At 71.2% G+C, this 20821-nt stretch carries 19 protein-coding genes and 1 pseudogene; 10 read left to right on the top strand and 10 right to left on the bottom strand.

All coding sequences use genetic code 11. From position 1 onward, the window contains the following. The first annotated feature begins 207 nt into the window (after window positions 1-207). Window positions 208-1413 carry a glycosyltransferase family 4 protein gene (locus VHU88_22500; GenBank protein ID HEX3614474.1) on the top strand — a complete coding sequence of 402 codons (1206 nt, stop codon included), beginning with the start codon at window positions 208-210 and terminating at the stop codon, window positions 1411-1413. A 71-nt stretch (window positions 1414-1484) separates the two neighbouring features. Next, a pseudogene (locus tag VHU88_22495) lies at window positions 1485-2213 on the top strand (phosphatase PAP2 family protein). Between the two features lie 29 nt (window positions 2214-2242). Here the strand turns inward: VHU88_22495 and VHU88_22490 are convergent. Further along, complete coding sequence (locus VHU88_22490) at window positions 2243-3256, bottom strand: lysylphosphatidylglycerol synthase transmembrane domain-containing protein (GenBank protein ID HEX3614473.1); 1014 nt, start codon at window positions 3254-3256, stop codon at window positions 2243-2245. Between the two features lie 324 nt (window positions 3257-3580). Here VHU88_22490 and VHU88_22485 point away from each other — a divergent pair, with 324 nt between their 5' ends. Both VHU88_22485 and VHU88_22480 read left to right on the top strand, forming a co-directional pair. Then, the gene (locus tag VHU88_22485) at window positions 3581-4294 is read left to right on the top strand and encodes a response regulator transcription factor (GenBank protein HEX3614472.1); all 714 of its coding nucleotides are present in this window, start codon (window positions 3581-3583) and stop codon (window positions 4292-4294) included. 26 nt (window positions 4295-4320) lie between these two features. Next, a complete protein-coding gene (locus VHU88_22480) occupies window positions 4321-4659 on the top strand; it encodes an Lsr2 family protein (GenBank protein HEX3614471.1) in 339 nt (112 codons plus the stop codon). A gap of 80 nt (window positions 4660-4739) precedes the next feature. On the opposite strand, the gene VHU88_22475 is transcribed toward VHU88_22480, so the two are convergent. The 3 genes from VHU88_22475 to VHU88_22465 are packed head-to-tail and all read right to left on the bottom strand — an operon-like array spanning window position 4740 to window position 10415. Further along, window positions 4740-5822, bottom strand: coding sequence for a hypothetical protein (locus VHU88_22475; GenBank protein ID HEX3614470.1), 1083 nt, complete (start codon window positions 5820-5822; stop codon window positions 4740-4742). A 2-nt stretch (window positions 5823-5824) separates the two neighbouring features. Then, a complete protein-coding gene (locus VHU88_22470; GenBank protein HEX3614469.1) occupies window positions 5825-8683 on the bottom strand; it encodes an FAD-binding and (Fe-S)-binding domain-containing protein in 2859 nt (952 codons plus the stop codon). 4 nt (window positions 8684-8687) lie between these two features. Then, complete coding sequence (locus VHU88_22465; GenBank protein HEX3614468.1) at window positions 8688-10415, bottom strand: MFS transporter; 1728 nt, start codon at window positions 10413-10415, stop codon at window positions 8688-8690. A 32-nt stretch (window positions 10416-10447) separates the two neighbouring features. Between VHU88_22465 and VHU88_22460 the strand changes: the two genes are divergently transcribed. Continuing rightward, on the top strand, window positions 10448-10576 hold the full coding sequence (locus VHU88_22460) for a hypothetical protein (GenBank protein HEX3614467.1): 129 nt from the start codon (window positions 10448-10450) through the stop codon (window positions 10574-10576). Between the two features lie 20 nt (window positions 10577-10596). Here VHU88_22460 and VHU88_22455 read toward each other — a convergent pair whose 3' ends face one another. Both VHU88_22455 and VHU88_22450 read right to left on the bottom strand, forming a co-directional pair. Beyond that, window positions 10597-11421: a class I SAM-dependent methyltransferase gene (locus tag VHU88_22455; protein HEX3614466.1), complete on the bottom strand. Its 825-nt coding sequence runs from the start codon at window positions 11419-11421 to the stop codon at window positions 10597-10599. A gap of 85 nt (window positions 11422-11506) precedes the next feature. Continuing rightward, entirely contained in the window at window positions 11507-12259 is a 753-nt protein-coding gene (locus VHU88_22450; GenBank protein ID HEX3614465.1) for a (2Fe-2S)-binding protein, read from the bottom strand. A gap of 138 nt (window positions 12260-12397) precedes the next feature. Between VHU88_22450 and VHU88_22445 the strand changes: the two genes are divergently transcribed. Both VHU88_22445 and VHU88_22440 read left to right on the top strand, forming a co-directional pair. Then, complete coding sequence (locus VHU88_22445; protein ID HEX3614464.1) at window positions 12398-13027, top strand: TetR family transcriptional regulator; 630 nt, start codon at window positions 12398-12400, stop codon at window positions 13025-13027. Window positions 13028-13100: 73 nt separating this feature from the next. Next, a complete protein-coding gene (locus VHU88_22440; protein HEX3614463.1) occupies window positions 13101-13442 on the top strand; it encodes a hypothetical protein in 342 nt (113 codons plus the stop codon). On the opposite strand, the gene VHU88_22435 is transcribed toward VHU88_22440, so the two are convergent. Then, window positions 13439-14134: a TetR/AcrR family transcriptional regulator gene (locus VHU88_22435; protein ID HEX3614462.1), complete on the bottom strand. Its 696-nt coding sequence runs from the start codon at window positions 14132-14134 to the stop codon at window positions 13439-13441. The two genes, VHU88_22440 and VHU88_22435, sit on opposite strands and share 4 nt — an antisense overlap. A gap of 178 nt (window positions 14135-14312) precedes the next feature. Here VHU88_22435 and VHU88_22430 point away from each other — a divergent pair, with 178 nt between their 5' ends. Continuing rightward, window positions 14313-15290 (top strand): diiron oxygenase, encoded by a 978-nt coding sequence (locus tag VHU88_22430; protein ID HEX3614461.1) that lies wholly within the window; start codon window positions 14313-14315, stop codon window positions 15288-15290. 62 nt (window positions 15291-15352) lie between these two features. Further along, window positions 15353-15790: a hypothetical protein gene (locus tag VHU88_22425; protein HEX3614460.1), complete on the top strand. Its 438-nt coding sequence runs from the start codon at window positions 15353-15355 to the stop codon at window positions 15788-15790. A 189-nt stretch (window positions 15791-15979) separates the two neighbouring features. On the opposite strand, the gene VHU88_22420 is transcribed toward VHU88_22425, so the two are convergent. Then, on the bottom strand, window positions 15980-17716 hold the full coding sequence (locus VHU88_22420; protein ID HEX3614459.1) for an ABC transporter substrate-binding protein: 1737 nt from the start codon (window positions 17714-17716) through the stop codon (window positions 15980-15982). Window positions 17717-18270: 554 nt separating this feature from the next. Here VHU88_22420 and VHU88_22415 point away from each other — a divergent pair. Continuing rightward, window positions 18271-19098, top strand: coding sequence for an NgoMIV family type II restriction endonuclease (locus VHU88_22415; GenBank protein HEX3614458.1), 828 nt, complete (start codon window positions 18271-18273; stop codon window positions 19096-19098). Here the strand turns inward: VHU88_22415 and VHU88_22410 are convergent. Beyond that, entirely contained in the window at window positions 19091-20221 is a 1131-nt protein-coding gene (locus tag VHU88_22410; GenBank protein ID HEX3614457.1) for a DNA cytosine methyltransferase, read from the bottom strand. The two genes, VHU88_22415 and VHU88_22410, sit on opposite strands and share 8 nt — an antisense overlap. Before the next feature lie 137 nt (window positions 20222-20358). Then, the coding region (locus VHU88_22405; protein HEX3614456.1) for an ABC transporter substrate-binding protein at window positions 20359-20821 on the bottom strand (463 nt) is incomplete at its 5' end.

Below are 20821 nucleotides of genomic sequence, written 5' to 3'. Positions count from 1 at the left end.
GAATCGTCTGATCCGGAATCGCCGTATCCCAGGCACTCAACCCGAGCGCAGCCCAGCGCCCGGGCGGAGGCGGCCAGTTCCACCAGCCTGACCCCGCCCAGCCCGGCGCCCTGCTCGGCCGGTCCAGCCAGTCCCGCCTCTCCGGCGGTCGCGACGACTAGGACGACACGATGACCCTCTGCCGAGACGCGGGCTAGGGTGCCTCCCGTGAGCAGCGCCTCGTCATCCGGATGCGCGTGGAACGACACCAAGGTGTACGGCACTTCCCGCCCTCCGTTGCGCATTGCGCATGTCACCGATTTCTACCTGCCGCGCTGCGGCGGGATCGAACTGCAGGTCCGCGACCTCTCCCACAGGCAGGCCGCCGCGGGCCACGAGGTCAGTGTGATCACTTCGACGCCCGGCGGCGCGGTACCGAGGGAGCGCGAGTTCACCACCGACGTGCGGGTGCACCGCCTCGCCGACGCCGGGAAGATGCCCGGCCACATGCCCGCGGTGCGCAGGGCGCTGCGGGCCGCCCTGCGCTCCGGCCGATTCGACGTCGTCCACGTGCACGGGGCGCCCTGGTCGCCGCTGGCCTTCGCCGCCGCCGCCCTGGCCGACGAGCGGCCCACGGTCTTCACCATGCACTCGATCCTCGGCCCGGCCGAGGCGGGCGCGCGGCTGATCCAGCCGGTGTCGCGTTTCCAGCACTGGCCGGCGGTGTGGACCGCCGTCAGCGACGTCGCGGCCCGCCCGATGCGCCGGATCATGGGCCCGGACGCCCAGGTCCACGTGCTGCCGAACGGGGTCGACGTCTCCGACTGGCGCGTGCGGCCGGTGCCCCGCGACCCGGACGACGTGGTCGCGGTGGCCGTCATGCGACTGACCGGTCGCAAGCGCGGCCTGCCGCTGCTGAAAGTGCTCAAGGAGGCCCGGGAGCACCTTCCCGAGCACATCCGGCTGCGCACGATGATCATCGGCGACGGCCCGCGGCGCGGCTCGATGCAGAAGTTCCTGGACAAGAACGACCTGGGCGAGGACGTCGTGCTGGCCGGCCGCCGGCCGCGCGCCGACGTCCGCACCGCGCTGGCCCGGGCCGACGTCTTCCTGGCACCGGCGATCCTGGAGTCGTTCGGGATCGCCGCGCTGGAGGCCCGCTGTGCGGGCGTCCCGGTGATCGCCCGCGCCGAGTCCGGGACCAGTGAGTTCATCCGGCACGGCCAGGAGGGCCTGCTGGCCGACGACGACTCGGCGATGGCCGCAGCCCTGGTCACGTTGGCCTCCGACTCCATCGCCCGGGCCCGCATCGCCGCGCACAACCGGAGCGTCGCACCGGCCTCCGACTGGGACTCCGTACTCGAGCGGACGGCCGATCTTTACCGGTTGGCCGGGGCGGTGACCCCGCTCACCGCGCTCGAGGCCGTGTCCTGAGGCCCCGATGACGCAAGCGGCGTTCGCCAATGCGCACGTAGGTAGGCAATGAACAGAGCCTTCAGACCTGCATGTGTGCCTACCGGAGTGCGCACTTGGTGACAGTCAGTAATGCTGTGGGTCGGTTGCGCGCCAACGCGGCAGGACGGAAGCGGCCGCACGTCGTCGGCGAGCTGGGCGTCGTCCTGCTGCTGCTGGTCTTCTACGACTGGGTCCGCTCGCAGGCCGCGCCGCGGCGTGACGAGGCGTTCGACCACGGCTTCGACGTGTTCCACCTCGAGCAGCGGCTGCGCCTGGACTGGGAGCACTGGGCCAACGACCGCCTCGAGCAGCATCACGCGATTCGCTGGGTGGAGTCCTGGTACTACCAGTTGGCGCACATCGCCACCGCGATGGCCGTCCTGGTGGCCTGCTACCTGTTCGCCCCGAAGATGTACCGCCGGGCCCGGAACACCCTGGCGGCGACCAACGTCGTCGGCCTGATCGTGTTCGCGGTGTACCCGGTCGCCCCGCCGCGGCTACTGCCCGGCGCGGGCTTCATCGACACGATCCCGCTGGCCCTGGGCGGCGGCAGCGCCGCCCTCCCGGAGCCCGATCAGTACGCGGCCATGCCCTCGCTGCACCTGGCCTGGGCGACCTGGGTGGCTTTCTCCGTCTGGGCCATGACCCAGGAGCTGGACCGGTTCAAATGGCTGCGGATCGCGGCGACGCTGCACCCGGTGGTGACCGCGAGCGCGGTGGTGTCGACGGCCAACCACTACGTGCTGGACGTGCTGGCCGGGGTATTCCTGACGCTGGTCGGCTGGGCGCTGTTCGGTGCGCGGGAGCGTCAGATGATCGCGCGGCGCATGAGCACCGCGAACACGCAACCCGCGGGCACCAGCGGGAGCCAGACCGTCAGCAACCGGTACGCGACGACCGCACCGACCGCACCCGCACCGGGGGCACCGACCGCGACCAACCCACCGGTCAGCAGCACGTCGAACGTACCGAGCCCGCCCGGCGCCGGGACCAACGCGGCGAGTCCGGACACCGTCACGTAGACCGCGACGGCGGTGACGGGGCTGAGGTGGACATCGAGGCTGCGCAGCGCCGCGTAGATGACCAGGCCGTGCAGCACCGGCGTGGCCAGCGCGCCGAGCCACAGCGCCGCGGCCCGCCCCGGGTTGCGCATGACGTCGCGCAGCTCGGCGACCTCGTTGCGGATCGTCCGCCGCTGCGCCGGCTCGACGGCGGCGCGGGCGGCCGCCCGCCGCCGCCGGGCCCGCACGAACAAGGCGCCTGCCATGACCAGGCCGCCGGTGGCGAGCGCGACGTGACCCCGCCCCGGGATCACCTCATGCAGGGCGTCGTGCACCTGGGCGGACAGCGTCTGCCAGATCATGTGGAAGCGCCCGGGCAGCGAGACCACCACCGCGAGCAGGAGCACAAGGTGAGCGACCAGCCCCGCGAACGAGTTGAGGCCGACGGCGGCCATGCCCGTCCGCGTGTTCACACCGCACCGGCGCAGGAAGCGGACGTTGACCGCCATGCCCCCGACCCCGGCCGGCAGCAGGTTGTTCATGAACGAGGCCGCCACCTGGACCAGGAACAGCCGGCCGATCGGCGGCGTGGTGCGCAGCGAACCCAGCTGGGTGATCGAGCCCGAGATCCACAGGGCGACCACGGCGAGCGAGGCCAGGCCGAGCCATTCGCGGTCGGCGCCGCGCACCCCGTTCACGGCCACGGTGATGGCGTCGCGGTGCGCCCAGGCCACCACGCCGACCGAGACTGCAACCAGCGAGGCGACAAGCGCTACCGGTCGGCTCACCGTGGGGGCGGCCGGCACAGCGCTATCGACCATGACGGGGTACCTCGGGGTGGTAGACGTCGCCGGAGCGGTTGCTTCAGGGGCAACGGGCACCTGTCGGCCCGTTGCGGCCTCGGGAAACCGTACCGCGCCGCGTCGCCGGGCGGTGGGTGGGACATCGGTCACACCTGGAAACAATCTGGCAACGACGTACGGCCGAACGTGTCGCCGCCGCCTCGCCGAGTGGCTCGATCGGCTGCGACCGCCTGGTCAAGGCACTCGAAGACACCCAGAAGTGCCTACCCCGGTTCCTCCTCGCCGGAAACACCCGGATCGACTTTCTCCGGTCGGCGAGCTCCTGGGTCCTAAGATCCGGACGTGGCTCGACTGCTGCTGGTGGAGGACGACGAGGCGATCGGCCGACGCGTCGAGGCCGCCCTGCGTGCCAACGGGCACCAGGTGATGTGGCAGCGCACCGGCGGCAGCGCGTTGATCGAGGCCGGCCGGTCCCCGTTCGACCTGGTGCTGCTCGACCTGGGCCTGCCCGACCGCGACGGCGTCGAGGTCTGCCGCGACCTGCGGGTCCAGCTGCCGAGCTGCGTGATCGTGATGCTGACCGCACGCCGCGAGGAGATGGATGTCGTGGTCGGCCTTGAGGCCGGCGCCGACGACTACATCACCAAGCCGTTCGGAATGACCGAACTGACCGCCCGGGTCCGCGCCCACCTGCGGCGGCTGTCGGCCGACACGACCACCCCGGTCGACGTTTTCATCGACGGCGACCTGGTGCTCGACCCGTCGGCGCGCCGCTGCTCGGTGGGCGGCCTGGAGGTCGACCTGCGAGCCAAGGAGTTCGACCTGCTGGCCCGGCTGGCCCGGGCCGCCGGCCATGCACTGTCCCGCGAGGTGCTGATGGCCGACGTGTGGGACGAGAACTGGTTCGGCTCGACGAAGACCCTCGACGTCCACATCGCCGCGGTCCGGCGGCGGCTCGACGCGGCGGCGGCACGAACCGACCCGCCCGCCCGGGTGCCGGGCATCACCACGCTGCGGGGCCACGGCTACCGCCTCGACCCGGTCTCCCCGGCCTGAGCCGGTTCCGCTGGAGGATTTCGCCCATGGCCAGACGGATCGTCGTCGCTGCACACGACGACATCGACGGCAGTCCCGCGACCGAGACCATCTCGTTCGGGCTCGACGGGGTCGAGTACGAGATCGACCTGTCGGCCCGCAACGCCGCCGCGCTGCGCACGATCTTCGAGCGCTACCGCGCCGCGGGGCGTCGGGTCAGCGGTGTGCGGCGCCGGGCGGCTGGGCCCAACAAGGGCGCCGCGACCCGGGTGGACCCGGCGCAGATGGCCGCGATCCGGGACTGGGCACGCCGCCACGGGCTCCCGGTCAGCGAACGCGGGCGGGTGCCCAGTTCGGTGATCGAGCAGTACAACGCCGCCCGCTGAGAAGCCGCCGCCCGGGTATGACAGTGCCCTCCCCGCGTATGACAGTGCCCATTCCGCTCATCGATGATCGGCGTGCTGCCTCAGGTGAGCGTCAGCTCCGGGAGCAGGATGCCCTCGAGTCGGTGCATCCCGGCTATGCCGACCCGCCCGGCGTCGAGGTCCGGCCGGGCGACGTCGACCACCAGGCCCGCTGCCGGGTCGTAGCAGCGCAGCGCACCGGACTGGTCCGGCGCCCAGATGGCCAGCAGCACGGCGCGGTCGCCGGAGCCCTCCACCATCACCGGGACCGGCAACCCGGCACCGGCCGCCGCGGCGGCGGCGTCGAGCGCGGCGACCCGCCGCGGCCAGTCGACGTCGATCAGCGGGACCCACCCGAACCGGGCGCCGGTGAGCAGCGTGAAGCGGTTGGCGAACTTGGCCATCGCGGTCGGCGGGGCGCCGAGGAAACGTGGCCGCGGCGCCGGGCCCATCCCCTTGCGGTTGATCGCGACCGACACCGCGTCCTGCTGGGCTCGGAAGCGCTGCTCGAACGGCAAGCCGTCCTCGCCGCGGTCGTCCTCCAGCCGGATTCCGGTGGTCAGCCACAATGCGAACGCCGGGTCGAGCAGCACCCGCATGAGAATCATCGCCGCCGCGCCGCCGTGGCCGGGGCTCTGCTGCCGCAGCCGTAGCCGGGCGCCGTCGTCGTCGATGAACTCGGCCGCCCCGAGGTTGCCGCCGAGCACGCCGAGGTGGTGGTGCAGCCAACGGAAGTCGCGGCGGTAGGCCTGCACGCTCTCGGCCAGGCGCGAGATCGTGCCGAGGTCGCGGCCGGCGGCGAGCAGCAGGGTCAGGTACGCGGCCAGTGCCGGGTTGGCGCCGGTCAGGATCATCTCGACGCGGGCGGAGTCGTCGGCGTCCAGCTCGCCCAGCCGGTGGCCGGCCCGGACCAGCCGGTGGGTGCCGAGCACCGGCGCCCCACCCGGTCGGCAGACCGCGAGCAGCGAGTCGACTGCGCCCGGGCCGAGCACGGCGTCGAAACGCTTGCGGGCGACCTCCTCGGCCGCGGCCAGACTGTTGGGGTCGAGTGGGGAGAGCGCGTCGGTCGCGGCGGGCTCGACGTCAGGCACCGTCGGCCGGGTGCCCGGGAGAACCCGGTGCAACATGCCGCGGACGTCGTGCATCCTCAGACCTTGCCCTCACTCACGGTCCCAGTTTCCCACCGGTTCGTGTCCGAGGCGAGAAGTGGATGTAACAACTCAACCACGTGAACTACCCGACGTTGCGTCAGATGTGCTGTCTGGCCACGACAACTGAACCCGTCCGCGACGACCGGAACTGCCGCCTCCAGCGCCTGGAGCGCGGGTAACAGCCCGGCCCGGGCCACCGCGACCGAGGTCTCGTAGTGCTCGCGCTCGTAGCCGAACGCGCCGGCGCCGCCGCAGCACCCGCTGTCCAGGAGTCGGGTTGTCGCCCCGCAGCGCTCCAGCAGCCCTAGGTCGGCGGCCGCGCCGGCAGTCGCGTGCTGGTGGCAGTGGACGAGCACCGCGACCGGACCGGACAACCGGCCCGGTGGACGCCAGTCCGGCGCGAGGCGTTCCAGGGCCTGCGACAGCGAGACCGCGACCTCGGCCACCGCGGCCGCGCGCGGGTCGTCAGCGAACAGCCCGGGCAGGTCGGTGCGCAGCGCGGCCAGGCAACTCGGCTCGAGCCCGACGATCGGGGTCCCGGAGACTGCGGCCGGCCCGAGGACGTCCAACGTGCGGGCGAGCACCCGGCGGGCCACGGTCAGTTGCCCGGTGTGGATCCATGTCAGCCCGCAGCATTGCGTGCCCGGCACCACCAGGACGCGCAACCCGGCCGCGGCCAGCACGTCGACGGCCGCGGCCGCGACGTGCGGGGCGTAGGCGGCGGTGAACGTGTCGACCCAGAGCGCCACCCGCGGTCCGGCCTCCGGGCCGGCCGCGGCGGGCAAGGGCGTGGACCGCGGGGCGAACCGGGGCAGGGGCCGGTGCTCGGTGAGCCCGCCGACCCGGCGCAGCAATCGCCCGGTCGGACCCCGCGAGAACAGGTTGGCCGCCCCGGGCGCGCGGCGGGCCAACCGGGCCCACACGGGCAGGAAACCCATCGACCAGTGGGCGGCCGGGCGCAGCCGCCGGCGGTAGTGGTGGTGCAGGAACTCGGCCTTGTACGTGGCCATGTCGACGGCCACCGGGCAGTCGCTGCGGCAGCCCTTGCAGGCCAGGCACAGATCGAGGGCGTCGCGTACCTCCGTCGAGCGCCACCCGTCGGCAATGAGTTCGCCCCGCAGCATCTCCGCCAGGACCCGCGCCCGACCGCGGGTGGAGTCCTTCTCGTCGCCGGTGGCCCGGAAGCTCGGGCACATCACCCCGCCGGTCTGCTGCCGGCACTTGGCCACGCCGACACAGCGGTCCAGCGCGTCGGCCAGGCTGCCGCCGTCCTCCGGGTAGGCGAACACCAGCGGCAGGGACGTCCGCGGCCCCGGTCGCAGGTCGTGATCCACCGGCCGCGGGTCGACGAGGATACCGGGGTTCAGCAGGTTGCCCGGGTCCCAGGCCGCCTTGAACTCCGCAAACGCCGTCAGGACCGCCGGTGCGAAGGTGCGACGCAGCAGGGCGGAGCGGGCCTGGCCGTCGCCGTGCTCGCCGGAGCAGGACCCGCCGTGCGCCGCGACCAGGTCCGCGGCCTGCTCCAGGAACTTCCGATAGCCCGCGACGCCGGCTGCCGAGCGCAGGTCGAAGTCGATCCGGACGTGCATGCAGCCGTCGGCGAAGTGGCCGTAGAGCACGCCGCGCCGGCCGTGCTCGCGCATCAGCGCCCGGAATCCGCGCAGGTAGTCGCCCAGCCGGTCGACCGGGACCGCCGCGTCCTCCCAGCCGGGCCAGGCAGCCACCCGCCTGCCGGTCGAGTCCATGGCCCGGGTCGCGGTCCCGGCACCCTCCTCGCGGATCCGCCAGATCACTGCCTGGGCCGCGGCGTCGACCACGACCGCCGCGCCGCGGACTGTGACCTCGGCGGCGATCCCGTCCCGTGCCGCGCAGGCGGCCGCCTGCGCCGCATCCCGATCGGCACCGGTGAATTCGAGCAACAACCAGCCGTCGCCGGGCGGAAGGCCCGCCGCGGCCGGGTCGGCGCCGGTCGGCAGCAGCGTGCGGTCCAGGCCCTCGCAGGTCGCCGGGTGCCAGGGCACGATCCGGCCGATCGCGTCGGCGGCGTCGACGAGGTCGTCGAACGCCAGCACCAGCAGGACCCGTGCGCGGGGGACCGGCACCAGCGAGACTGTGGCGCCGAGCAGGACCGCGCAGGTGCCCTCACTGCCGACCAACGCCTTGGCGACGTGGCGACCGTTCTCCGACAGCAGGTGGTGCAGTCCGTAGCCGGAGGCCTGGCGCGGGAACTGGCCCAGCCCGGCCCGGATCGCCTCGCCATGACGGTCCGTCAGATCCTGCAGGGCCCGGTGCAGTGCGCCGACCCGGCCGGCGGCGCTCGGGTCCAGCTCGCCCACGCGGGTGCGGGTCCCGTCGGCCAGCAGCACGTCCAGGGATTGCACGTGGTCGACGGTGCGGCCCCAGACCGGTGAGTGGGAACCGCAGGCGTTGTTGCCAACCATCCCGCCGAGTGTGGCCCGGGAGTGGGTCGACGGGTCCGGACCGAACGTCAGCCCGTGTCGTGTGCCGGCGGCCCGCAACCGGTCGAGCACGACCCCGGGCTCCACCACCGCGGTCGCCGACGCCGGATCGAGGTCGAGGATCCGGTTGAACCGACGGGAGCAGTCGAGCACGATGCCCGGCCCGATCGCGTTGCCGGCCACCGAAGTCCCACCGCCGCGCATGGTCACCGGCACCCGGTGCGCAGCGGCGACGGCAACCGCCACCGCGACCTCGTCGGCCGATCCCGGGAAGACCACGGCACGAGGGACATGCCGGTAGACCGAGGCGTCGGCGCTGTACTCGGCGCGCCGGCGCACCGCGTCGTCGACGGCCGCCGGCGGCAACGCCGCCCGCAACTCTCCGATGAAGTCCATCGCGTCAAGCCTGCCCGGTCGCACCCTGCCCAGCCCGCGGCAGGGCGGACAGGACCACCAGGGTTGCGGCCAACGCCGCGCACAACGCGGCCCCGACGAAAACCGCCCGGTACTGGTCCAGGACCGCGGCGCGCACGGCCCGTTCGTATGGCGCGCACTGTCCCGGGCTGGCCGGGCACAGCGCCGCCGGCGGCAGCACGCCATGCATCCGGGCGCGGAACACCGCCAGGCCGCGGGCCGTCAGCAGCGGCAGGCCGACGGCGATCCCGAGCAACCAGTCGGGCAACCCGGCGGCCAGGTCGACCGGGCCCGACCGCGGGGTGCCCTCGGTCCGCAACGCGGCGACCGGCACCGCCGCCAACCCCAGCCCGCCGCCGACCGCGAGCAGCGACAACCAGCAGAAGTGCCCGCGTAACGCGCTGGCGCCCCAGTGCGACATCGCAACCAGACCGACCAGGGCGCCGAGAAAACCGATCGCGGCGACCACCCAGGACCCCAGCCGCAAGAGCACTCCGCAAATCAACACCGCGATCACGAAGGCCATGGCCATCCGCAGGTCGACCCACGCCCCGGCGGCGGCCACCCGGGGATGGCGGGTCGCCAAGTTGAACAACGGCACGTAGACCACGGCTGCCGCAAACGCCGCACCGGCCAGTCCGGCGACCACCGCACCGAACGCGCCGCGGCCGGGCGTCCGACGCGATCGCACCGTCACCGAGCAGCCGAGCAGGACGGCCGTCCCGGCGCAGACCGCCAGCCACGGCCGGATCCCGGCCCAGCCGACCGTCGGGGACCGCAGCCCACCCAGTCCGGCCACGAGGAGGCCGCCGGCCGCTCCCCGGACCGCCACCGCGGACAGCACCGGGATCCCCTCGCGCGCGACGAACTCCCGCAGCCCCAACACCCGCCACCGGTCGGCCGGGCCGTGCAGGTCGCGCCAAACCGCGGCCACCGCGAGCGCCACCAGCACGAGGACCAGCGGGGCGACGCCGAGCGCCGTCGGGCGGAACAGCGAGCCGTGGTTCCCACGATGCATCGCCAGCAGCAGCCCGACGCCCAACCCGGCCCAGACCAGCAGTGCGCCCGACCGGTCCAGCCGCGGGCGATCGTGGCGGTCGCGCGGGTCGTCGCGGCTGACCAGCAACCAGGCCAGCGCCAGCCCGAGCGCGACGTCCCAGAGCAGCACCGTGCGCCAGGACGACCACAGCCGTAACGAGGTGGCCACCCAGGTACCGGCCGCCGGGGCCAGCACCACGGCGCCGAGCACCAGCGCTCGCGGCCGGCCCGCACACACCGGCGGCCACCAGGACCGCACCATCGCCAGGCCGGTCGGGACCAGCAGACCGGCGGCCGCGCCCTGGATCGCCCGCCCCGCACACAACTGGCCGGGCGCGTCGGCACCGCCGGCGACCGCCGCACCGACGCTCCACCCCACCAGCGCGGTCAACGCCTGCCGGCGCGGGCCGAGCACCCCGGTCAGCGCGGTGGCCCGCATGGTCGTGGCCGCCGCGATCGCGAAGACACTGATCATGGCCAGCCCCGTGGCCAGGCGGTCCGGAGCGAGGTGGAGCCCGGTGAACACCCCCCGGACCAGCGGCGCCTGCACAAATACGTCGGCGGCCGCGACAAGCACCCCGGCCGCCACCGCGAGCAACCGCGCCCGCGCACGCGCGGACCGGGCCCCGAGCACCGGGTCCGGCACCCGCGCGGTCCACGTCCGCCAGGAAGTCATGGCACCCTGGAGGTCAGATCCCGGAGGTTGCCGTGCTCGATCCCGTCCTGCCCGACCGGGCCCGCGAGGACTCCGACGAGGCCTGGGGCGCCGAACGCGAGAGCTCGGACTCCCGCGAGGCCTGGCTGCGCCGCGAACGTCCCCCGCACCACGAGGGCTGATCCCGCGGTCTGCACGGGCCTCAGTGCCTCGGGTCCTTGACCGCGATGAGCGTGTACATCAACGGGACCCGGTTGCGCCCCGCCGGCAGGGCGTGCCGGCCGTCGGTGGTCGGAACCATCCAGGGCAGCGCGTGCCACTCGCTCTCGTCGTGCTCGGCCAGCGAGGTGATCCGCAGCCCGGCCTCGATCAGCGCGCTCAGGATCTCGCCGAGCCCGTGGTTCCAGACGTAGCGCTGCGGGGCGGCCAACTCGACCGAGCGGTTCGTGTAGGTGGTCGGCGAGTCGACGAACTGCGGCTCGGCGGTGTTGAAGTACGGGTAGCGGATGACCAATTGGCCGTCGGTGCGCTCGTCGTCGAGGGTGAACAGCACCGGGTGCAGTTCGCGCAGGTACAGGCGACCTCCGGGCTCGAGCAACGACGCGACCACCCGCGCCCAGCCGACGATGTCCGGCAACCAGCACAGGGCACCGACGCCGGTGTAGACGAGGTCGAAGCGCTCGCCGTCGAGGCTCACGTTCGCCTCGTAGACGTCGGAGACGACGAAGCGGGCCGGGACCCCGGCGCGGGCGCACAGGGCCTTGGCCGCGGCGATCGCCGAGGGTGAGAAGTCCAGCCCGGTGACCCGAGCGCCGAGCCGCGCCAGCGACAACGTGTCGGTTCCGACGTTGCACTGCAGGTGGATGGCCCGTTGCCCGGTGAGGTCGCCGAGCCGCCGTGCGTCGTACGCGACGACGCTGGACAGTGCTGACGGGTCGTCAGCCAGCGCCTGCGCTCCGTCGGCGGCAAGCTGGACGGGGACCCGGGCCTCCCAGTTCTCCAGGTTGGCCTGCCGGTACTGGTCCACCAGTCCCCTCGTTTCGCACTTGCGCCGCTGCTGTCCGGACAAGTCTTACGCGTCACGGAGGGGAATGCGCAGAGGGTTCACCTACTCACGCGCCGGGCGGGGGAGCGGCCAGTAGACAGTCGCCGCAGTAACCGCCGCCGGGGACGCGGTAGTACAGGCAACAACTGTTGCGTACGAACCTGCCTCCCGGACCGCGGAACGAACCCGTGTCGGCGAGGATCCCCGTCTGCAGCAGCCCGGTGACCACTGCGCGGGCCGCCCCCGCACGGGTCCCTGCCGCGGCGGTGAGCGCGGGCAGCGTGCCGGCCAGCGCCGAGGCGACGTTTCCCCACAGCACCTTGCGCGACACGCCCAGGTCCGCGGCCGCCGCGGTCAGCGCGGCGACCGGGCCGGCGGCGAGATCGTCCGAGAGTTCGCGTGCCAGGTCGCCCGGGGCAGTCGGCGCCGGCCGCCCGGTCGGGTCGGGCAACGCCAGCGGCACCGGACCCAGCACGTCGCGCCACCACAGCCGAGCCGGATCCAGATCGAGAAGTACCCCGCCCAGCAGGGCGGTTCCCATCGACGGGCAGACCAGCCGGGCCGCCAGGCCGAGGTGGGTCAGGGAAACCGCGGCCCGGCGGTCGATCCGGTGGCGCTCGAGCCCGGCGCGTTCGGCGACCGCGTCGGTCACCGCCGCGACACGAGCTGCCAACACCGTCGGATCCGCCACCAGCTCGCGGAACGGCCGCCAGGCGGGGACATCCACACCGATCGTGGGCGGCGGGTCGGTGTCCAGGACGTAGAAGGGGCCGGCCGCCGCCGCCGCGTCCAGTGCCGCGAGGATCCTTGAGTCGGCCACGGCCGCAAGCCTAATCGTGAACAACTGACGCCCCGTAAGGTTGCGCGGGAGTTCCGATCGGCAGGCTTACCCTCACCTAACCTGTGACATGTACGCATCAGGGTGACTGGACGTCAGATAAGTGGTTACATACGGCACATGGCCAAAACTGACGCACCGAAGGTAAAGCTCCGGACCGTCGACAAGCGCACGGCCGGGCGTCGCGCTCGCGAGACCCGCGACCGGATTCTCGAGGCGCTGAACAAGCTGCTCGGCACGATGCCCTACCGCGATGTCCGCGTCACCGACATCGTGCGCGAGGTGGGCACGTCGCCGGCCACCTTCTACCAGTACTTCGCCGACATCGAGACCGCCGTCCTGGCGCTGGCCGGCGACGTGGCGAAGGACGCCGCCGGGCTGAAGTCGTTGGCCGAGGGCGCAAACATGACCGGCAAGGGCGCGGGCACCGCGGTCGACAAGATCGTCGACGGGATCGCGGGCTTCTGGCGCGAGCACGAGGCGGTGCTGCGGGTGCTGGAGACCGCGGCCGGGGAGGGCGACGCGCGCTTCAAGAAGGTGCGTGCCAATTTGCTGTCCAACCTCTCGCTGCCGCTCGCCGCGGTTGCCGGGGAGACCAAGGAAGCCAAGTCCAACGCGGTGGCCCTGGCCAACCTCGTCGTGTCGACGGCCGGCAGCAAGGCGGCCGACGCCGGGGCAACCGTCGCCGAGATCCGCGGTGCGGTGGGCCGCATGGTCTTCTGGGGCATCACCGGGCGGAAGCCTGCCTGAGGACGCGGGCCTGGAGCAGTCTCTGGGTCTTTGGTGCGAACGCGTCGGGGGTCTGCTGGAGCAGACCCTCGACGTGGCATTGGCGCACCACGGCTTGCGGCGTCGGCACTGGCAGGTCCTCGACGCGCTCGGCCCGGCGCCACTGACCAGGGCTCAGATCGCCGAGGCGATGCTTCCGTTCTGGGTCGCCGCCGCGGTCACCCAGACAGATGTGGTCGACGACCTGGTGCGCCGCGACTGGGCGGAGACCGACGGCTCGTCGTACTGGCTGACCAGCGCCGGCCGCGCCGCGCACGAACGCATCACCGCCGCGGTGGCACAACTGCAGGCCGACTCGTTGCGCGGCATCCCCGAGGCCGACCGGCGGGTCGCGCTGGAGGTGCTGGCCCGCGTCGCGGCCAACCTCTCGCCTTAGGAGCTGGGTAGGCCGATCAGACTGGGCAGCTCGAGGTCCGGGTCCAACTCGATTCCCGCCTCCCGCAGCACCGAGTCCAGCAGCGCCCAGGTCCAGTCGGCCAGGCGCGCCACGATCGCCGTCGGGAGGTCTGACGTCTCGTCAGCTGACGTGGACTCAGCAAGCAGTCGCGACCGGGCCACCGACTCCACCATCCCCACCACCGCGTGCGCCAGGTCGGTGGTGACCTCCGGGGCCACCCCGAGGAACCCCAGGTAGCCGCCGAACAGCGCGCCCAGGTGGTCGGCGGCCGACCGGCGCACCGTCGGGTAGGTGGCGTCCTCGTCGAGCCCGGTGTGGCCGAGCAGGTAACGGTGCAGGTTGCGGTTGGCGGCCAACCAGCCGACATAGCCCGAGATCGCGTTGGTGATCATCTGGCGGGCCGACCCGCGCGGGTGCCACAACGCGTCCATGTGTTCGACGACCAACTCCCCGACCCGGGCGGTGATCGCGCGCTCCAGGTCGGCCCGGTCGGTGAAGTGCCGGTACAGCCGGGTCCGGGCCACACCGACCCGGGCGGCGATGTCCTCGACGGACACCTCGGCGCCCTGCTCGGCGATCACGCCCAGGGCGGCCTCGACGAACTCGGCACGGCGGCGGTCCCGCTGACCGGCCCACCGGGCCGCCTGACCACGCAACGGCTCACCCGACATGAACCCCAGTCTTTCAACAGTCGTCAATCGGCTCGGGAGCGGTGAGTGGCTCGCAGGCTCCCTACTCCCGCTCCGCTCGCCTCAATCGACTGTAGCCAGAGAGGGGTACGCCGCGTATCATTCAATCAAGAGTGGTACATGTCGTACCAGACAATGCCGATCAGAGACTGGAGTCGCAATGTCTCCGACCACCACGTCCATTCCGAACAGTGCCGACTCGCGGCTTTCTGGCCGCGCCGGGACGGCAAGCCCCGGAGCGCTCGGTGCGGCTCAGCGCAGCCGGGGCCGGGACGAGGTAGCCGATCGTCTGCTGACCGCCTCCGCGCGGCATTCCTTCGACCCGTTGACCGAGATCGACTGGACGCAGCCGCCGGTGCCCGGCCTGCCGTACCTGCCGCTGGAGCACGTCTCCCTCTACGGCACGGCGCTGTGGGACGACCTGAGCGAGGAACAGCGCATCGAGCTGTCCAAGCACGAGATCGCCAGCGCGATGTCCGTCGGACTGTGGTTCGAGATCGTCCTGATGCAGCTGCTCAGCCGGTACGTCTACGACCTCGACCCACGCAGCGCGCACGCCCAGTACGCGCTGACCGAGCTCGGCGACGAGACCCGGCACTCGATCATGTTCGCCCGGACGGCCGCCACGCTCGGCGTGCCGCGCTACCGCCCGGCCCGGCTGACCCACGAGATCACCCGGTTCGCCAAGGCCGCAATGGGTGGTCCGTCGATGTTCGCCGCGATCCTGGTCGCCGAGGAAACCACCGACCGGATGCAGCGGATCATGATGGACGACCCCGGCATCCAGCCGCTGATCCGCGCCGTCAACCGGATCCACGTGATCGAGGAGGCACGGCACGTCAAGTTCGCCCGCGAAGAAGTGACCCGGCAGATGGCCGGGATGAACTTCGCGAGGCGCGAACTGCATCGCACGGTCACCGCGGTGGTCGGCTATCTGATCATCGACTCGCTGGTCGACCCGAAGGTCTACGCCTCGGTCGGCATCGAGCCGGCCGTCGGGCGCGCCGCCGCACTGGCCAACCCGCACCACCACGACTCGCGCCGGTGGATGGCCGAGCGCATCACCGCGTTCCTCAAGGACGAAGGCCTGATCGGTGGGCCCACCACCACCATCTGGCGGCGCGCGCACCTGATCTGACGCCGGGGCTCCGCGGTGCCGTAACGTCCGGTCGGACGCAACGGCGGGACGAGGGGCGAGCGGTGGCGGACGAAGTCGAGGAGATGGCTCCGCTGCGCCTGCAGCGGGTCGCCAGTTCCGCCCCGTGGTCCCTGGTGGCGCTGATTCTGCTCTACGGAGGACTCGCCGGGCACAGCGCGCTCAGCAGGCTCACCGGCTTCGGCGGCGCTGTGCTGTTCACCGTGGTCAGCTACCGGGCCGCCCGGCTACGGCTGCTGCTCGGACCCGAGGTCGTGGTCGTCGGCTGGCTGGGCTCGAAGCGCTACCCCTGGTCGGACATCGAGAAGTTCGTGCTCAACGACAAGGGCGTGGCGATCCGGATGCGCGGCGGGATCGAGGTCGCGATCGCGGCGTACCCGCGCGGTGGCTCGATGATCCGCAAGCTGCAGGACAGCATCAACACCGACCTCGAGCAGGTTGTGGACCGCGCCGAGCGCTTCCGGAAGACCCGCCGCAACTAAGGCCTGCCCGCCGCGGATCGGCGGCCGGCTGACGGCACGTCAGATCGAGGACGACGGTGGCCGCGGCGACGACGGGGCGACAGACACGACTCGCCGGGTGGACCGAAGAGGTCCACCCGGCGAGTTCGGTGCGGTTGGTCACCTGAGCGCAGCGGTCAATCCGTCAGCTCGAGGGACCCGGTTTGCCGGTCAGGAGTTCGTGTGGATGACGAACTGGTTCGAGTCCGGCACGAACCCGGAAGGCGAGCCGTCGGGGTTCGAGACGGTGTTGGTGCTCGTGTACTTGTAGATGAACTCGCGGCCCTGGCCGTTGTCCTTGCTCCAGTTGTCACCGGAACGCTCGGACTGGACGTAGCTGAAGCGCTGATCCAGCGAGGAGTCGGCCTGCCAGACGGTGCCGTTGCCGATCTCGGACATGATCCGGTCGCGGGTCAGGTTCGGCCCGACCTCCTTGGCTGCCGTGGCGAAGATGTTCATCGCGACGTAACCGGCCTGGACGATGTGGTGGTTGGTGCCGCGGTTGAACCGAGCGTACTTGTTCATGGTGGCCATGAACTCCGGACCCCACAGCTTGTAGGTGGTGTTGGTCCAGTACCGGTTCACCGGGAACTGGCCGAAGATCGAACCCAGCACCTCGGCAGCCAGGTGGTTACCGCTGATCCCCTTGGGCGGGTAGTAGCCCTGCTGCGCGGCCTCGACCATGAACTTGGCCATCGTGGCCGGGTTGATCACGTAGTGGATGATGTGCTCCGGGTTGGCAGCACGCATCGCCAGCACGTACGCGGACATCGAGGTCTCCGAGATCGAGACGTCGGCCCGCTTGACCATCTTCGCGCCGGCGCCGTTCATGATCTGCTGCACGCCGTTGCAAGCCAGCTGCATCTCCGGGCTGGTCAGGCAGACCAGGCCGTAGGACTTGGGCTTGATCGTGTTGACCACCCAGTGGGCGTTGGCCATCGCCTCGTGGATCATCGACATGTGGGTGGGGAACATGAACGGGTCCTGCCACTCCGTCTGGGAGTAGGCCCAGGCACCCACATACGGCAGGTGGTACTGCTTCAGGTCGTCGTGGATCGAGGCCGTGGCCCAGTCCACACCGGTGACCAGTGAGAAGACCTGGTCGGTACCGACCAACTTCTTGATGCAGGCCTTGGCGCGGGCGACCTCACCCGGGCCGTCGTCGCAGTCGGTCAGCGCCATGCGCCGACCCAGGACACCACCACGGTCGTTGATCGCCTGCATGGCGGCCTCGTCACCGTGCACCTGCGGGGTGACCAGAACGTTTCCCAGAGCCATGCCGTGCATGTTCACCGAACCGAGCTTGATCGTGTCCTTGGTGACACCGACGTCGGTGGCGCCCTGCTTCTGGTTGTAGATCTGCTGGTTCTGCGCCTTGGCGGCACCGGAGTCCAGCGGCTTGACCTTGGTCGAACCGCTTGAGCCACCAGAGTCAGAACTGGAACTGCCGCCCGAGCCGCTGGAGCTGGCTGCGGCCGGGGCGCCCGCAGAGCTCTTCGAGGCCTTCGCGGACTTGGTGCTGCTCGACTTGGAACCGGTCGCGTTGGAACCGGGCGCGACCGCGGGGCTCGCCGCGGTCCCGCTCGAGGACGGCGCAGCGGCCGAGGTCGACGGGGCAGCAGCCGAAGTCTTCGTCGACGACGCAGCTGGCTTGCTCTTGCTGGTCTCGGCGGACTTACTGCTGCTCGCGCCTCCGGAGGCGGGAGCGGACTGGGACGCGCCACTGCTGCTGCCCGCGGCCGGAGCCGCAGCCTGCGCAGGGGCGGCCGCACCCTGGCCCGCGCTCGGCGCAGCGGCCTGCTCCGCGGTGTTCGCGGAGCCCCCACTGCTGCCGCACGCGGCGAGCACGAGGCTGGTGGCTGCCACCACCGGCACGGTCTTAAGAGCTGCTGATTGCCAGCGTCTCACTTCGAACTCCTTGCTGTTGTCTACGGGCAACTGCACCCGTCGAACAGGGACTTTTCCTTGGTGGTCCATCCGGGAACGAGGGTGGCCCCGGACGCGGGGTCCCAATGCTCGAGATCCCTGCTGTGCCGCGCTGGGCGCGACGTAAACCTTGGATTCCCTGAGGGCTTGCTTAGAAACCGGTCCGTTCGTGAAAAATCCAGGACTGCCGGTACGCCATGTGGCACGGCCGAAGCCCGACTCCCGTGGTTCCCGCAGGTCAAACGTGTTGGGCAGGCCACTGAACGCTCAGTGAAAATTTCGCTAACCGCACCGACGAAAGTGCGACGCCTCACAGGCCGGGGCGAACACCGTTCGTCGTCTCGTGTGAGGCTTAATACTTTCCTGTGAGGCTTAATACGACGACTCGCCGGGGTGGACCCCTGGGATTCACCCCGGGCCTGACAGGGAGCCCGAAACGCCGTTCGCGCTTTCCTGAATCCAGGCGCCCCGACCAGCTTTTTCATGAATACGGATCCCCGTCGGCCGACCCGTGTGGGCACCGGTACGGTTCGGCGGTGGACGAGTCGGCAGCGAATCGACACAGCGCACCGCGCTGGCTGGCCGACCTGCTCGGCTGGAAGCCCGCCACAGCCAAGTCGGCGCAGCGGTGCCGGGACCTGTTCGGGTTGGCCGCCGCGCCCAACCTTGCCGACGTCGGCGGGGCCGAGAGCTTGCGGATCACCGGCGAGATCTACCGCGCGATGGGGGTCGACCGCAGCGCCAAGACCTCGCTGGACGAGTCCGCGGGCACGTCCGGGGAGTCCGGCGCGGCCTTGGAACGCTGCATCGCCGACGACCTGCTCACCTCGTTGCATCGACTGGACCCGCACCGCACCTGGCAGGTCACCCGCCAAGGACTGGCTGCCGACTACGCGCAGTTCGAGCACCTCAACGCGCTTCAGCAGTTGTTCGAGACACATCCGGAACTGCGCACCACCCTGGGCCGGGACTACCAGGTGCGGACCGACGTGTACGTGGGCGTGCTGCAGTCGGATGACCTGTTCGCGAAGCCGTTTCTGCACGCGGCGATCTCATGCAAGTGGACCATCCGGTCGGACCGGGTCCAGAACGTGCGCCACGAGTTCGCCACGCTGGTGCGCAACCGCCGGGGCCGACTGCCACACCTGGTGCTGGTGACCGCCGAACCGTTGCCGAGTCGGTTGATCTCGATCGCCCGCGGCACCGGTGAGGTCGACACCGTCTACCACTTGATGCACGACGAACTCGACGCCGCGGTGGCCAAGGTCGCGACCCCGATGCAGCAGGAGCACTGGGCCGAACTGGTCGAGCAGCGGCGCATCAAGCCATACGAGGCGTTGGCCCGCGACCTGACGCTCAGCTAGCAGCGCGGACCGCGGTGCCGACGAGCGCGGCCCGGACCTGCCCGGCGACGGCCGCCGCCAACCCGACCGGAACCGCGTTGCCGATCTGCTTGGCGATCTCGACCTTCGAACCGCACCAGACGAAGTCCTCGTCGAAGTCCTGCAACGCGGCCGCCTCGGCGTGGGTGATCACCCGGTTGACCCGGCGCACGGGATACCGCGGGTCCCACTGCGGGTGCAGGTACTGACCCTTCTCCGGCTTGAAGAACTCCGTCCGGATGGTCAGCGACGGCGCGTCCCAGCGCATGCGACCCATCACGTCGGTCGTGCCGGACGGCTTGTCGCGCCAGCACCGCGGCAGCAACTCGTCGGGCAGATCGAACCGGCCGCCGCCGGGCGGCACCGCGTCGTACCGGAGCAACGACAGCTCCCGCGGCCGCCGGCCGAAGTGCAGGTCGCGCGACTTGAACACCCCCGGGATCGGTTGGCCGAAGAACTCGACCCCCGAGTTCGGCAGGTCGGTGCCACGCGGCCGGCGGGGGAAGCGCTGTTCGTCGCCGATCCGGTCGCGGACCGTGCGCCAGGGCAGCAGACCGTCGGCCGCCGACCGGGTATGCGTGGGCGTGGGCAGAGCGACCGGCCCGATCCGGGACCCGATCACGATCGTGCGCAACCGCCGCTGCGCGACCCCGTAGTCGGCGGCGAGCAGCAGGCCATGGGTCAGCTCGTAGCCGTCGATCATGCCGCCGTGCGCCTCGGCGGTCAGCAACTCGAATTCCGTGCTGGCCCGGAAACGGTCCACGTTCTCGATCACGAAGATCTTGGGCCGCGCCCGACCGACCACCCGCAAGTACTGCTGCCACAACTTGTTGCGCGGATCGTTGACGTCCTTCGACCCGAGATTGGAGAAGCCCTGGCACGGCGGGCCGCCGATCACCACGTCGGCGCGCGGGATCCGGCTGTCGGGAAGCTCGGCGATGTCGCCCCACACGGTGTGGCCCTCGCCGAAGTTCGCCGCGTAGGTCGCGGCGGCGTGCAGGTTCCACTCGACGGCCAACAGCGAACGGAAACCCTGCCGGACGAACCCGGACGTCATGCCGCCGCACCCGGCGAACAGGTCGATGACGGTGGGTTGCTGCGACATGTCGCTCAGGCTAGGCGAGGGCACCGACAAATCCGCACGGACGCGCCGGCCCCGGACCGGACCGGCCTGCGCCGGGTGGCCCGAGTGGCACCCGGCGCAGGTGGGGAATTTCGGCGTTCAGTTCGTTTCTGTTCGGCTTACTTCCACGTGTAGATCACGAACTGGTTCGAGTCGGGAGTGAAGCCGTTCGGCGAGCCGTCGGGGTTCGAGACGGTGTTCGTCGAGGTGTACTTGTAGATGAATTCCCGGCCCTGTCCGTAGTCGTGGTTCCAGTTGTTGCCGTTACGCTCGGTGGCCGCGTAGCTGAACCGTTGATCCAACGAGGAATCGGCCTGCCAGACGGTTCCGTTCGCGAGTTGGGCCATCAGTTTGTCGCGAGTCAGGTTCGGACCGATGGCCTTGGCGGCCTGGGCGAAGATGTTCACCGCGGTGTAGCCGGCCTGGACGATGTGGTGGTTCGTGCCGCGGTTGAACCGGGCGTACTTGTTCATGGTGGCCATGAACTCCGGGCCCCACAGCTTGTAGGTGGTGTTCGTCCAGTACCGGTTCACCGGCCACTGACCGAAGATCGAACCCAGCACCTCGGCAGCCAGGTGGTTA

The sequence above is a fragment of the Sporichthyaceae bacterium genome, assembly GCA_036269075.1.
Taxonomy (GTDB): Bacteria; Actinomycetota; Actinomycetes; order Sporichthyales; family Sporichthyaceae; genus DASQPJ01.
This window is presented reverse-complemented; position numbering and strand designations above follow the sequence as displayed.